This window comes from Polaromonas sp. (assembly GCF_043778355.1).
Taxonomy (GTDB): Bacteria; Pseudomonadota; Gammaproteobacteria; order Burkholderiales; family Burkholderiaceae_C; genus Polaromonas.
Map to the genome: position 1 here is coordinate 1 of NZ_JAYWHI010000016.1, position 13,521 is coordinate 13,521.

11 protein-coding genes and 1 riboswitch are annotated in these 13,521 nt (G+C 62.4%); of the genes, 1 reads left to right on the top strand and 10 read right to left on the bottom strand.

The window, feature by feature from the left end; all coding sequences use genetic code 11:
* Positions 1–38: 38 nt before the first annotated feature.
* Genes ACH2CW_RS02585 through ACH2CW_RS02595 form a run of 3 tightly spaced genes read right to left on the bottom strand, consistent with a single transcriptional unit; the run spans position 39 to position 2,802 of the window.
* Positions 39–1,574, bottom strand: coding sequence for an ammonium transporter (locus ACH2CW_RS02585; protein ID WP_395055289.1), 1,536 nt, complete (start codon positions 1,572–1,574; stop codon positions 39–41).
* A 27-nt stretch (positions 1,575–1,601) separates the two neighbouring features.
* Positions 1,602–1,940, bottom strand: coding sequence for a P-II family nitrogen regulator (glnK, locus tag ACH2CW_RS02590; protein WP_188706387.1), 339 nt, complete (start codon positions 1,938–1,940; stop codon positions 1,602–1,604).
* 28 nt (positions 1,941–1,968) lie between these two features.
* The gene (locus ACH2CW_RS02595) at positions 1,969–2,802 is read right to left on the bottom strand and encodes a TorF family putative porin (RefSeq protein WP_395055290.1); all 834 of its coding nucleotides are present in this window, start codon (positions 2,800–2,802) and stop codon (positions 1,969–1,971) included.
* Positions 2,803–3,013: 211 nt separating this feature from the next.
* On the opposite strand from ACH2CW_RS02595, the gene ACH2CW_RS02600 reads away from it, so the two are divergent.
* Complete coding sequence (locus ACH2CW_RS02600; protein WP_395055291.1) at positions 3,014–4,552, top strand: YifB family Mg chelatase-like AAA ATPase; 1,539 nt, start codon at positions 3,014–3,016, stop codon at positions 4,550–4,552.
* Positions 4,553–4,574: 22 nt separating this feature from the next.
* Here the strand turns inward: ACH2CW_RS02600 and ACH2CW_RS02605 are convergent, their stop codons facing one another.
* The 7 genes from ACH2CW_RS02605 to ACH2CW_RS02635 all read right to left on the bottom strand — a co-directional run bounded on the left by ACH2CW_RS02605 (position 4,575) and on the right by ACH2CW_RS02635 (position 13,464).
* On the bottom strand, positions 4,575–5,306 hold the full coding sequence (locus tag ACH2CW_RS02605) for a formylglycine-generating enzyme family protein (RefSeq protein ID WP_395055292.1): 732 nt from the start codon (positions 5,304–5,306) through the stop codon (positions 4,575–4,577).
* A gap of 56 nt (positions 5,307–5,362) precedes the next feature.
* Positions 5,363–8,146 (bottom strand): methionine synthase, encoded by a 2,784-nt coding sequence (gene metH / locus ACH2CW_RS02610; RefSeq protein WP_395055293.1) that lies wholly within the window; start codon positions 8,144–8,146, stop codon positions 5,363–5,365.
* A 43-nt stretch (positions 8,147–8,189) separates the two neighbouring features.
* A riboswitch (S-adenosyl-L-homocysteine riboswitch) is annotated at positions 8,190–8,281 on the bottom strand.
* A 33-nt stretch (positions 8,282–8,314) separates the two neighbouring features.
* On the bottom strand, positions 8,315–9,223 hold the full coding sequence (locus tag ACH2CW_RS02615; protein WP_395055294.1) for a phosphoribosylaminoimidazolesuccinocarboxamide synthase: 909 nt from the start codon (positions 9,221–9,223) through the stop codon (positions 8,315–8,317).
* Between the two features lie 75 nt (positions 9,224–9,298).
* A complete protein-coding gene (gene fba / locus ACH2CW_RS02620; RefSeq protein WP_395055295.1) occupies positions 9,299–10,363 on the bottom strand; it encodes a class II fructose-bisphosphate aldolase in 1,065 nt (354 codons plus the stop codon).
* A 123-nt stretch (positions 10,364–10,486) separates the two neighbouring features.
* Positions 10,487–11,371 (bottom strand): alpha/beta hydrolase, encoded by an 885-nt coding sequence (locus ACH2CW_RS02625; RefSeq protein WP_395055296.1) that lies wholly within the window; start codon positions 11,369–11,371, stop codon positions 10,487–10,489.
* Positions 11,372–11,492: 121 nt separating this feature from the next.
* Positions 11,493–12,923 carry a pyruvate kinase gene (pyk, locus tag ACH2CW_RS02630; RefSeq protein WP_395055297.1) on the bottom strand — a complete coding sequence of 477 codons (1,431 nt, stop codon included), beginning with the start codon at positions 12,921–12,923 and terminating at the stop codon, positions 11,493–11,495.
* Between the two features lie 103 nt (positions 12,924–13,026).
* The gene (locus ACH2CW_RS02635) at positions 13,027–13,464 is read right to left on the bottom strand and encodes a DUF3617 domain-containing protein (protein ID WP_395055298.1); all 438 of its coding nucleotides are present in this window, start codon (positions 13,462–13,464) and stop codon (positions 13,027–13,029) included.
* Positions 13,465–13,521: the final 57 nt, after the last annotated feature.

Genomic DNA, 13,521 nt, shown 5'->3' on the forward strand with positions numbered 1-13,521 from the left:
CTGCCGCAGTTGCCAGGCAACTGCGGCGTGTACCGGGTTTAGCGGCTGTAGGCGGTTTCGCCGTGCGAAGTGATGTCGAGGCCTTCGCGCTCGTCTTCCTCGCTAACACGCAGGCCGATGGTCAGGTCCACCACCTTGTAGGCGATGAAGGACACCACACCGGACCACGCCACGGTGATCAGGACCGCCTTGAGCTGGACCCAGACCTGGCTGACGATGGAGTAATCGGCTGCCGTGACCATGGTCACCGTGACCCAGTCCGCGACATAGCCGGGGCCGCCCAGGCTTGGCGAATTGAACACGCCGGTCAGCAGGGCGCCGAGGATACCGCCGATGCCGTGCACGCCGAACACGTCGAGCGAATCGTCTGCACCGAGCATCTTCTTGAGGCCGTTGACACCCCAGAGGCAGGCAAAACCAGCGATCAGGCCGATGACCAGGCCGCCACCGATGCCGACGTTACCGGCTGCAGGCGTGATCGCCACCAGGCCAGCGACGGCACCCGAGGCGGCACCGAGCATCGAGGCCTTGCCGCGCATCAGCGCTTCACCGACACACCAGGCCAGCACCGCAGCAGCCGTGGCACCCAGGGTGTTGATGAAGGCCAGGGCCGCGAAGCCGTTGGCTTCCAGCGCGGAGCCGGCGTTGAAGCCGAACCAGCCCACCCACAGCAGGGCCGAGCCGACCATTGTCAGAGTCAGGCTGTGAGGTGCCATGGCTTCCTTGCCGTAACCAATACGCTTGCCCACCATGTACGCGCCGACCAGGCCAGCCACAGCGGCGTTGATGTGCACGACGGTACCGCCGGCGAAATCAAGCGCGCCCGACTGCCAGATGTAGCCGGCTTTGGAAGTCATTTCGTCGACCACGCCAGCGGCGGTGTAGGCGTCAGGACCCAACCAGAACCAGACCATGTGGGCAATGGGGGCGTAGCTGAAGGTGAACCAGATGACCATGAACATCAGCACGGCGGAGAACTTCATGCGTTCGGCAAAGGCACCCACGATGAGCGAGCAGGTGATGCCGGCGAAGGTGGCCTGGAAGGCTGCGAAGATGATTTCAGGAATCACAACGCCCTTGCTGAAGGTTGCCGCATTGGCAAAAGTTCCCGCTGCGTTGTCCCAGACACCCTTCATGAACAGCCGGTCAAACCCACCAAAGAAGGCATTGCCCTCGGTGAAGGCCAGGCTGTAGCCGTAGATGAACCAGAGCACCACGATCATCGAGAAGGTGACCATGACCTGCATCAGCACCGACAGCATGTTCTTGCTGCGGACGAGGCCGCCGTAAAACAACGCCAGGCCAGGGATGGTCATCAGGATGACCAGCATGGTCGAAACCATCATCCAGGCGGTGTCGCCCTTGTTGGGAACGGCAGCGGGTGCAGCCGCTGCGGCAGCCGGGGCGGCTGCAGCGGCGGGAGCCGGTGTGGCTGCAGCAGCAGGTGCAGCAGGTGCAGCAGCTTCAGACGCGGCGGGTGCGGCGGGAGCGGCTGCAGGGGCCTGGGCCAGCACAGCGGCGGCGCCGGTGAACAGGCTCAAACCCAAAGCCAGGGAGGCAAGTAGTTTTTTCATAGTGATGTTCTCTTGATGGGTAGAGCCTTACAGCGCCTCTTTGCCGGTCTCGCCGGTACGGATGCGCACTACCTGCTCCAGGTTGTAGACGAAGATCTTGCCGTCGCCGATCTTGCCGGTGCGGGCTGCGCCCTCCACCGCTTCGATGACGCGGTCAACGAGCTCGTCGGACACGGCCGCTTCGATCTTGACCTTGGGCAGAAAGTCGACGACATATTCAGCGCCGCGGTACAGCTCGGTGTGGCCCTTTTGGCGACCGAAGCCCTTGACTTCGGTCACGGTGATGCCCTGCACGCCAATACCGGACAGCGCTTCGCGCACTTCATCCAGCTTGAACGGTTTGATGATGGCTGTGACTAGTTTCATGAGTTCTCCTCGATGGGAATGCTTGCTTTTAGAAGACGTATTTCAGGCCAACCACCACTTGACTGTCGGCAATGAATTTTCTTTTCAGGTCGGTGTAGAAGCCACCTTTTTTCGCATTGGTGTCGGTTGCCATGATGCTGGCGGACAGACCGTTGCCCAGGTCTTTGGCCAGCGTCAGCGAATAGTCGGTGTAGTTGGCTGCATTGCCCCGCTTCACCTCACCGGTGATGGCGTTGGTGTTGTTCTGGTTGGGGATCTTCTGGCGGCCCACATGCGGCGTCAGGGTAAAACCGTTCCCCAGGTCGAAGGTTGCGCTCAGGTCAATGTAGGTGCTGCCCGAGCTGTTGTTGTTGCCGAGGAAACGACCGGCGCTGCGGCTGTATTTCAAGGTAACCACGCTGTAGGTCAGCGCGCCGTAGTATTCAGTGGTGCTGGCATTGCCATAGTCGCCCGCTGCGACGGCGTTGGGGTACCTGGCATTGGCAACGCCCGAGTTGTTGCCAGGGTACTGGTAAGTGATCAGGCCCACGTCATAGCCGATGCCGTTGGCGATAGGGCCCTTGAAGCCACCGTAGAGGTCAACCTCATAGGAGCCCTTGGTCGCGCCATTGACTTCCTTGACCCACTTCACATTGGAGCCCCAGGCACCCAGGTAAAACCCGCTGCTGTGTACAAAGTCAACACCGCCCTGCAAGGCCGGCTTGCCGGACGTCTGTGTGATGCCGCGGAAGCGATAGTCAGAAACAACACCGACGTTGTAAGACAGGGTGTAATCCGGCGCAGGGGCAGCAGCCTGGGCAAAAGCGCTGCCTGCGGCAAGAAGGGATACTGCGACTGCGACAAAGGTGGCTTTAAGTTTCATCGATGGCTCCAAAGGGTAAGTTGAAAGAACATGTTTCTTGGTACCGGCTCTCCTTAGCACAGAGCGTGCCAAAATTTGTAGGCCTTACGCTTGTTGTCGTCTCCCGCGAAGGGTGCCGCGTTACAGTGGACTGAAATAAATACAAGATATGCACTTTTTTGGTGCGCACGAAATTGCGCCTTTATGGTGCAAAACAGGGAGAAGTCGAGCCATGAGCCTGTCTTTAGTGCAAAGCCGTGCCTTGCTGGGTATGCAAGCGCATCCGGTCTGTGTCGAGGTTCACCTGGCCAATGGGCTGCCCAGCCTCACCCTGGTCGGCCTGGCCGAGACCGAGGTCAAGGAAGCCCGAGAGCGGGTGCGCTCCGCCATCCAGAACACCGGGCTGGAGTTTCCGGGCAACAAACGCATCACCGTCAACCTGGCACCGGCCGACCTGCCCAAGGACTCGGGCCGTTTCGACCTGCCGATTGCGCTGGGCATCCTGGCGGCCAGCGGGCAGCTCGACACCCGCAAGTTTCAAGGCTACGAATTTGCCGGCGAGCTGTCGCTGGGCGGCGAGTTGCGCCCCATCCGCGGCGCGCTGGCCATGAGCCTGGCGCTACCTGGGGCGGACGCCGGCGCCGCCAAACCCAAACTTGTGCTGCCCGAAGGCAGCGCCGAGGAAGCCGCACTGGTGCCGGGCACCGAGGTCTACCGCGCCACCCACCTGCTCGACGTGGTGCGCCAGTTCCTGCCGGGCGACACGCCGCCCGAGCCCGTAGCCGGCTGGGCGAGACTGCAAGCCAGTGCGGCGCACCAAGAAGCAGCCTACCCGGACCTGTCGGACGTCAAGGGCCAGGCAGCGGCCAAACGCGCGCTCGAAATTGCCGCAGCCGGCGGCCACAGTGTGCTGATGATGGGTGCGCCGGGTTCCGGCAAGTCGATGCTGGCCCAGCGCTTTGCGGGCCTGCTGCCGGCCATGAGTACTGAAGAAGCGCTGCAAAGCGCCGCCATCGCTTCATTGGGTGGCCGCTTTTCGCTGGAGCGCTGGGCCCAGCGCCCGACCTGCTCGCCGCACCACACGGCCAGCGCCGTGGCGCTGGTGGGTGGCGGATCACCGCCCAAGCCGGGTGAGATTTCGCTGGCGCACCATGGTGTGTTGTTTCTCGATGAGTTGCCCGAGTTTCCACGCGCCGCGCTGGAGGCGCTGCGTGAACCGCTGGAGTCGGGGACCATCACGATCTCGCGCGCGGCGCAGCGCGCAGAATTTCCTGCGCGTTTCCAGCTCATCGCGGCCATGAACCCCTGTCCTTGCGGCTACCTCGGCTCCTCGCTGCGCGCCTGCCGCTGCTCACCCGATCAGGTCTCGCGTTACCAGGGCAAGCTCAGCGGCCCCTTGCTGGACCGCATCGACCTGCATGTTGAAGTGGGCGCGTTGGCGGCCGACGAATTGATCAACACGCCGCCGGGGGAAAGCACCGCTTCAATTCGGCAGCGTGTGGTCGCTGCGCGCGAACGGGCGATGGCCCGCCAGGGCAGCAGCAACCAGGGGTTGCAGGGCAAGGCCATCGACAGCCAATGTCAGCTCGATGAAGCCGCCGCGAAATTCCTGAACACGGCGGCGGCGCGACTGGGGTGGTCGGGCCGCAGCATTCATCGCTGCCTGAAAGTGGCGCGAACGATTGCCGATCTGGCCGGCGCCGAATCGGTGCAACTCACGCATGTGGCCGAGGCGGTGCAATACCGGCGGGTGTTGAAGGCGTCAACCTGAGCGCTGCTGCCGGCGCCGCCGCTTACTGGTTGCTGGCACACCGGAAGCCGATGTACACCACCGCTGTGTCGCGCGGTTTGCTCTGACGATGGTCGTCGCGCATGCTGGCAGCGCCATACCACCATGAGCCGCCGCGTGTGCGCTTGTCGCCGCCTGCGCCGCTGTCGACCCACTCCCACGCATTGCCGCCCATGTCGTACAGGCCGTTCACGCCAGGGCGTGTGCTGCCCGTGAGCGCGTGACCGCGCCCACGCGATGTCACGGCCGTGGTCACTGTTTTGACGGTTCCACAATCACCCAGGCAATTGGCGCCCAACGGCTGGTCCCCGGTGGGATACGTATACGTCTTGCCGGCAACAAAACCCGCAGGAGGGCTGGCCCGGCGTTCGGTGTAAGCAGCTTCTCCCCACTCGGCATCACGCGGAAGGCGTTTACCTGACCATTGGCAGAAGGCGGCCGCTTCATCGTAGGTCACATGCACCGCCGGCTCCAGGGGCGCGGCGGGTGTGCCAAAAGGCGCTTGCCAGGTCCAGCCCTTGCGTTGCTCCCAGCCGTTTTCAAAAGTGCTGCCGCCCCCGGCCCGCTCGGCAGCCGTGACGGTGCGCGTGGCATGGACAAACTGGCGGAACTGCTCGACGGTCACCTCGGTACGGTCGATGCTGAAAGCTCCGATCGGCTGCATGTCGGTCTGCGCCCTCACAGCGGGCGCCCCGGACAGCATGATCGCCAGAACAAAGGCTTGATGAAAAGTCATGGAAGCAGTTCTCACGCTATCGATGGTGCCACGCCCTGCCCGCCGCACGGCAGGGCCTACAGATTCGGCGCCAGCAGCCGTTGCAAATCTTCGGCCTTTTCGCCGCGCCGTTTCGCCAGGTCCTGCAACTGGTCGTCACCGATCTTGCCGACGTTGAAGTAAACGCTATCGGGATGGCTCAGGTAAAAGCCACTGACGCTGGCCGCCGGTGTCATGGCCAGGCTGCTGGTCAGCGCCATGCCGATGTCGCCGGCCTGCAGCAGCTCGAACATGTCTTTCTTGACGCTGTGGTCCGGGCAGGCCGGATAGCCCGGCGCCGGGCGTATACCCTGGTATTTTTCGGCAATCATGTCCTCGGGGCTCAGGGTTTCGCCGGGCGCGTAACCCCACAAGTCCTGGCGCACACGCTTGTGCATGGCTTCGGCAAAGGCTTCGGCGAGACGGTCGGCCAGCGCCTTAAGCATGATGGACGAGTAATCGTCGTTGTCGTCGTTGAAGTATTTTTCCTTCTTCTCGGCGCCCAGGCCAGCCGTCACCGCGAAGATGCCGATGTAATCCTCGATTTTTGAGTCATTTTGGCCACCAGCCCTTGTCAATCGTGCGCGAGCAGCTATTAAATCAGGAGCAAGCACCTTGGGGGCGACAAAGTCCGACAGACATCGGCTGGGCCGCATCACGCCGTCGAGCGCGGTTTTTTCGGCCTGCTGGCGCAGGCCGTACCAGGTCATCGCGACTTCGTTGCGCGACTCGTCGGTATAGATCTCGATGTCGTCGCCGACGCTGTTGGCCGGGTACAGCCCGATCACGCCACTGGCGGTCAGCCAGCGGCCTTCGATCAGGCGTTTGAGCATGCGCTTGGCGTCACCAAAAACGCGCACCGCTTCCTCGCCGACCACCTCGTCCTTCAGGATGGCCGGGAAGGGACCGGCCAGGTCCCAGGTCTGGAAGAACGGGCCCCAGTCGATGTAGTCCGCCAGCTCGGCCAGATCGAAGTTCTTGAACACGCGCCGGCCGATGAACTTCGGCCTGGGCGGTGTGTAAGTCGCCCAGTCGACCGGTGTGCCGTTGGCGCGCGCCTTGGCCAGCGGCCACATGGGCGTCTGCTTCTTGTTGGCGTGCTGGGTACGCACCTTGTCGTAGTCGCTGTTGAGTTCTTGGATGTATTTGGCGGCCTGGTCCGAGAGCAGGCTTTGCGCCACGCTGACGCTGCGCGATGCGTCGGGCACGTAGACCACGGGGCCTTCGTAATGCGGCGAGATCTTGACCGCGGTGTGCACCCGGCTGGTGGTCGCGCCGCCTATCATCAGCGGAATTTTCTTGATGCGGAAATGCTCGTCCTTCTGCATCTCGCCGGCCACGTACTGCATCTCTTCGAGGCTGGGCGTGATCAGGCCCGACAGCCCGACGATGTCGGCGCCTTCGACCTTGGCGCGCGCCAGAATCTCATGGCAGGGCACCATCACCCCCATGTTGACCACGTCGAAGTTGTTGCACTGCAAAACCACGGTCACGATGTTTTTGCCAATGTCGTGCACGTCGCCCTTGACGGTAGCGATGATGATCTTGCCCTTGGTCTTGACGTCGCCGCCGGCCGCTTCGAGCAACAGCTTCTCGGCCTCGATGTAGGGCAGCAGATGCGCCACGGCTTGTTTCATCACACGTGCGCTTTTGACCACCTGCGGCAAAAACATCTTGCCCTGGCCAAACAGGTCGCCGACCACGTTCATGCCATCCATCAGCGGGCCTTCGATCACATGCAAGGGCCTGCCGCCTTCGGCCTTGATCGCCTGCCAGACCTCTTCGGTATCTAGCACGATGTGTTCGTTCATGCCGTGCACCAGCGCGTGTGACAGGCGCTGACGCACCGGCAGCGCGCGCCACTCGTTGCGTTTGCTGTCGTCCTTGGCGCCGCTTTTGGCGGTCTCGGCGACTTCGATCAGGCGTTCGCTCGGACTCAGGTGTTCTTCGCCGTCCTTGTAAACCGGCGTGCGGTTCAGCACCACGTCTTCGACACGTTCGCGCAAGGTCGGCTCCAGGTCGTCGTACACGCCGACCATGCCAGCGTTGACGATGCCCATGTCCATCCCGGCCTGGATCGCGTGGTAGAGAAACACGGTGTGGATGGCTTCGCGCACCGGGTCGTTGCCGCGAAAGCTGAAGGACACGTTGGACACACCGCCCGAGACCTTGGCGCCGGGCAGGTTCTGCTTGATCCAGCGCGTGGCGTTGATGAAATCGACCGCGTAGTTGTTGTGCTCTTCGATGCCGGTGGCAATCGCAAAAATATTCGGGTCGAAGATGATGTCTTCGGGCGGGAAGTCCAGCTCGTCAACCAGCACGCGGTAGGCGCGTTCGCAGATCTCGATCTTGCGCTCGTAGGTGTCGGCCTGGCCTTTTTCATCAAAAGCCATGACCACGGCGGCGGCGCCGTAACGCTTGAGCAGTTTGGCCTGGTGCTTGAAGGGCTCCAACCCTTCCTTCATCGAGATCGAATTGACGATGCCCTTGCCCTGGATGCAGCGCAGGCCGGCCTCGATCACGCTCCACTTGGAGCTGTCGATCATGATGGGCACACGCGCGATGTCGGGTTCGCTGGCGATCAGGTTCAGGAAACGCACCATGGCGGCCTGGCTGTCCAGCATGGCCTCGTCCATGTTGATGTCGATGATCTGCGCACCGTTTTCCACCTGCTGGCGTGCCACGACCAGCGCCTGTTCGTACTCGCCATTGAGGATCATGCGGGCAAAGGCTTTGGAACCGGTCACATTGGTACGTTCGCCGATGTTGACGAACAGCGTGCCCGCGCCGATGGCCACCGGCTCAAGGCCGGACAACTTCATGGGGGGAACCTGGATTTCGGACATTCACTCTCACCTTAAGAATCAAAGGTGAGCGCCGTTGCAAAGGCAGGCCGTGGGCACTGCTGTCACCCAAGCCTGACGAAACGGGGTTTCGCTGCAACGCTCCTTGGGTTGCGCGTATTTTAGACCAAGGTCTGGGCCAGCGGCTCAGGCTGTCAACCGCGTCAGCGCTTCCTGGTACTTGGCGGCGGTTTTCTCGACCACCTCCTGCGGCACGCGCGGTGCCGGCGGGGTTTTGTCCCAGGGCTTGCCGTTGACCAGGGTCTGCTCCAGCCAGTCGCGCACAAACTGTTTGTCGTAGCTGGGCGGGTTGCTGCCCGCGGCAAACGCCGCCTGGTAACCCTCCACCGGCCAGTAACGCGAGGAATCCGGCGTCAGCACCTCGTCCATCAGCGTCAGCGTGCCGGCTTCATCAAGGCCGAACTCGAACTTGGTGTCGGCAATGATGATGCCCTTGGTCAGCGCAAAGGCCGCCGCCGCTTCGTAAATACGGATACTGATGTCGCGAATCTGCGCAGCCAGCACGGGGCCGACCACTTTCACAACCTGCTCGAAGCTGATGTTTTCATCGTGCTCACCGACGGCCGCCTTGGCTGCTGGCGTAAAAATCGGTGCGGGCAGTTTCGAGGCGTTTTTCAGGCCCGCAGGCAGCGGCACACCACACACCGCCTGGCCGTCCTGGTATTCCTTCCAGCCGCTTCCGGCCAGGTAACCGCGCACCACGGCCTCGACCGGGATCGGTTTGAGGCGCTTGACCAGCATGGAGCGGCCGGTGACCTGCGGCACCTCGGCCGGTGTGACGACGCTTTCGGGCGCTTCGCCGGTCAGGTGATTCGGGCACAGGTGGCCCAGCTTGTCGAACCAGAACAGCGCCATCTGCGTGAGCAGCGCACCCTTGCCCGGAATCGGTTCGCCGAGGATCACATCAAAAGCGCTCAGGCGGTCGCTGGCGACCATCAACAGGCGGTCTTTGCCAACGGCGTAGTTGTCACGGACCTTGCCGCGCGCCAGCAGCGGCAGGGAGGTCAGGGCGGAGGTGTGCAGGGCTGGAGTCATGGTGCTCACAAGTCAAAAGGCCCGCGCAACTCAAGACGAGTTGCCTGCGGGCCCTGAATTATCGTCAATCCGATGTCAGTGAACCACCTGGGCGAGTTCGCCTTTGGCATAACGGGCGGCCACCACCTGCAGCGTGTCGCCCTTGATCTTGGCGCCCTGACCTTCGCAGCCGAACTCGATGTAACGCTGCTTGCAGATCGCCTTGGCGGCCTCGCGTGCCGGCTTGAGCCACTCACGGGCGTCGAACTTCTCGGGGCTCTCGGCCAGGAACTTGCGCACCGCAGCGGTCATCGCCAGCCGGATGTCGGTGTCGATGTTGATCTTGCGCACGCCGTGTTTGATGGCTTCCTGGATCTCTTCCACCGGCACACCGTAGGTTTCCTTCATGGTGCCGCCGTACTGGCGAATGATCGCCAGCAGGTCCTGCGGCACGCTCGACGAACCATGCATCACCAGATGCGTGCTCGGAATGCGTTTGTGGATTTCCTTGATGCGGTCAATGGCCAGGATGTCGCCAGTGGGCTTGCGGGTGAACTTGTAGGCGCCGTGGCTGGTGCCGATGGCAATCGCGAGTGCATCGATCTGGGTTTGTTTGACGAAGTCGGCAGCCTGCTCGGGGTCGGTCAGCAGTTGCTCGCGCGTCATGGTCGCGTCGGTGCCGTGGCCGTCTTCCTTGTCGCCCTTCATGGTTTCCAGCGAGCCGAGGCAGCCGAGTTCACCCTCGACCGTGACGCCGACCTTGTGCGCGAGTTGCGCCACTTTTCTGGTCACGTCGACGTTGTACTCGTAACTGGCAATCGTCTTGCCGTCGGCTTCGAGCGAGCCGTCCATCATCACCGACGAAAAGCCGAGGTTGATCGCACCCTGACAGACATCCGGGTTCTGGCCGTGGTCCTGGTGCATGACCAGCGGAATCTGCGGATACATCTCGAGCGCGGCCTGGATCAGATGTTTGATAAAGGGCTCACCGGCATATTTGCGGGCACCGGCGCTGGCCTGCAGGATCACCGGAGCGCCGGTTTCCCTGGCGGCTTCCATGACGGCCTGGACCTGCTCGAGATTGTTGACGTTAAAAGCCGGAATGCCGTAGCCGTTGACGGCTGCATGGTCCAGCAGCTCGCGCATGGAAACGAGTGCCATAAAAATATTCCTTAGGGGGTGACTGGTTGCGGGTGACCCGGAGGTAACCGGATGGTAACCAAGCCCATTTTACCCGCAGGGTGTGGATTCACCGTGCGTTACCCCGCACAAAGCCCCGCGCCCTCAGGCCCGTGCCTGGGCGATAAAACGCGCGATGTCGTCGAGTACCGGCGCCAGCCCGCGCAGCGGCGAGGCCAGCGCGGCCACCAGGGTCACGTGGCTGACCCGGTCATAGACCTGCAGCTCCACCGGCACGCCGACGGTTTTGAGGCGGCGGGCCAGGGCTTCAGAGTTGCGCACCGGGTTGACGGTGGTGTCGCCGCGCGCGGCCAGCAACAGCGCCGGCGGGGAGTTTTTCGAAGCATGCACCAGGGGCTGCGAATCGGCCGGTGTACCCGGCCACTCGAAGGCGACCTGCACGTCGCGGTTGCCTATGGGCAAGAAGTCATAGGGCCCGGCCAGGCCGATCCAGCCGGCCAGTTGCGCGGGCTTCAGGCCTGCGCCGGTGAGCCAGCGTGGGTCCAGCGCCAGCATGGCGGCGTTGTAGGCGCCAGCGCTGTGGCCCATGACAAACACCTGGCGCGGATCGGCGCCAAGCGCGTCCAGATTTTCAAACGTCCAGCGCAATGCCTGCGCGCTGTCCTGCAGAAACACCGGGTATTTCACCTGCGGGCTGAGCCGGTAGTCGGCCACCACCACCGCGATGCCGCGCGAAGCCAGCGCCTCGCCAACAAAGCGGTAGGTTTCTCGTTCACCGGTGGTCCAGCTGCCGCCGTAGAAAAACACCACGACGGGACCGGGTGCCCGCCGCCCCAGCGGCAGGTAGACATCGAGCCGCTGCCGCGCCTGCGGGCCATACGCCAGGTCCGTGCGCAGTGTGTAGCTGTCGCTGGGGACCAGGGCATTGAGCGCGCCGGAGGCCGAACAGCCGCTCAGTGCGGCCAGGCCAAACACCGACGCGAGGCCGAGCCAGCCGCGACGCGAAAGAAGTGGGTTTCGGAGAGTCATCTTCTGACTACGCCGCGTGAGCGCCGTCAGATTCAAAACCGCCCGTCGCTGAGGTCTTCATTGACGCTATGGTTTTAATAGCTGGTTACGCCTGACCGGTATGGGCTGGCGCCCGATTTGATCACTCTACCCGGCAAATCTTGAGCATGTTGGTGCCACCCGGCGCCCCCATGGGTTCGCCGCAGGTGATGGCGTAAATGTCGCCGCTGGCGACGATGCCACGCTTTTTCAGATGCAGCTCCGCCTCGCCCAGCGCCATATCGCGTTCTATGCTCTGGTCCATCAGCAACGGACGCACATTGCGGTACAGCGCCATCCTGCGCTGGGTCGCCAGTTTGGGTGTCAGCGCGTAGATGGGGATGTGGATGCGGTGGCGGCTCATCCACAGCGCAGTGGAGCCCGAATCGGTCAATGCGACGATGGCTTTGCAACCCAGGTGATAGGCGGTGAACAGCGCGCCCATGGCAATCGACTGGTCGATGCGCCCAAAGGTCATACCGGTGAAGTCAGCGTCCAGCTTGACGTCCTCGGCCTTTTCGGCTTCGGCGCAGATATTGGCCATCTCGACAATGGTTTCCAGCGGGTAACGGCCGGCGGCAGTTTCGGCCGATGTCATCACGGCGTCGGTGCCGTCGAGCACGGCATTGGCTACGTCACTGACCTCGGCGCGGGTCGGTACTGGGGCCGAGATCATGCTCTCCATCATCTGCGTGGCGGTGATGGTGAGCTTGTTTCGGTCGCGGGCGCGTTTGATCATGCGCTTTTGCAGCGCGGGCACGGCAGCGTTACCGACCTCGATGGCGAGATCGCCGCGTGCGACCATGATGCCGTCGCTGGCATCGATGATTTCGTCAAGCGTTTGCGGAATGATCGCTTCGGCACGTTCGATCTTGGCGATGAGTTTCGCCTTGCCACCAGCCGCCGCGAGGATGGTGCGCGCCGTCTGCATGTCGTTGGCGCTTTTGGGGAACGAGATCGCGAGGTAATCGCAATCAATCTCCACCGCCGTTTTGATGTCGGCCATGTCTTTGGCCGTGAGCGCCGCAGCGGTCAACCCGCCGCCGAGACGATTGATGCCCTTGTTGTTGGACAGCTCGCCGCCCAGCTCGACGAAGGTGAAGACCTTGTCACCCACCACGCGCTCAACTTTGAGCTGAATGAGCCCGTCCGACAGCAGCAGCGTGTCGCCCACTTTCACGTCCTGCGGCAATTCCTTGTAGTCAAGGCTCGCCTGCTTATTGTTGGAGACCGGTGCCTTGTTATCGAGCGCGGCGTCGAGCAAAAAGCTTTGACCCGCTTCAAGCCATGCCTTGCCATTCTCAAATTTGCCAACGCGAATTTTTGGGCCCTGCAGGTCGCCCATGATCGCCACCTCGCGACCCACTCGCGCGGCGGCTTCACGCACGCGGTTGGCGCGACCGAGATGATCCTCAGGCGTGCCGTGCGAAAAGTTCAGACGAAAGACGTCGCACCCCGCCTCGATCATGGCGGCTATGGTGTCAACGGTATCGCTCGCGGGGCCGAGCGTGGCAACGATTTTGGTGGCTTTCATACTGGAGAGTGTAGTCCCCGTATGTGGCTGTAGTGTGGCGTAGTTTCTAAGGCTCACCGCACTGTCGACGAAATCGGCAGGCGGTGGCAGACGGCTTGCGCTGCTACTCTTTGCAATCGCCCGTGCGAACCGCGGTGACCTGCTCCTTGCGATGCTGCTTCTCACCGAACTTGATACCGCTGGTATCCACCTCAGCGCTGTATTGATCAGGGCTCGCGATGGCGATGATGGTCGTATTGCTGCCAGAGATTGCACCAAGATTACAGCGCGCCTGCGCCTGATACCGGTTGTCGGCCAGTTTGGTGACGTTGGTCTTGCATAAAAAACTCATCGCCTTCAACGTGCGCGTCAGTTCCTTTTTGGGATCGGCGCAGTATTCGCTGTTGCGCGTCTCGTATTCAACGGGCGTCAAATCGAGCTTTTCGATCTTTCGCTCAACTTTCCAAAGGCCGGGGCGAAGCTGGTCGAGCGGGATGGAGTCGATGGCGAAGGCGGGCATTGCAGTCGCCAGGGCGAACATAGTCGGTACAAATTTGTTCATCAGGCTTTAACGCGGAAGTCATACTGATGTTGACCCCGTAGTGTGGGAGCGGTTCCA